This window comes from Paenalicyclobacillus cellulosilyticus, from assembly GCF_014647315.1.
In the GTDB taxonomy this organism is placed as follows: domain Bacteria; phylum Bacillota; class Bacilli; order Alicyclobacillales; family Alicyclobacillaceae; genus Alicyclobacillus_J; species Alicyclobacillus_J cellulosilyticus.
Map to the genome: position 1 here is coordinate 305 of NZ_BMOY01000126.1, position 310 is coordinate 614.

Annotated in this window: 1 protein-coding gene; it reads left to right on the plus strand. The window is 41.3% G+C overall.

The genetic code is table 11. The annotated features are described in order from the left end of the window. On the plus strand, window positions 1-310 hold a 310-nt coding region (locus tag IEX97_RS13715; RefSeq protein ID WP_268238354.1), incomplete at both ends, for a SulP family inorganic anion transporter.

Consider the following 310-nt stretch of genomic DNA (forward strand, 5'->3'; position numbering starts at 1 on the left):
TAGCCAGTGGTTCTGCCGTAGGTGTTAGTGGTCCTGCAGCAGGGTTGGCGGCTATTATCATCAGCTCACTTGAAAAGCTAGGTTCTTGGGAAGCATTTTTATTAGCTGGCGTTATTGCAGGACTCTTACAATTAATAGCTGGTATTTTTCGTGGAGGAATCATTGCTTATTATTTTCCATCCTCAGTTATCAAAGGCATGTTAACTGGGATTGGTATACTCATTATCATTAAACAAATCCCCCATCTCATAGGCTATGATATTACACCTCTTATTTCTGCTGACTGGACAGGCTTTCCGAATTTGCTTGA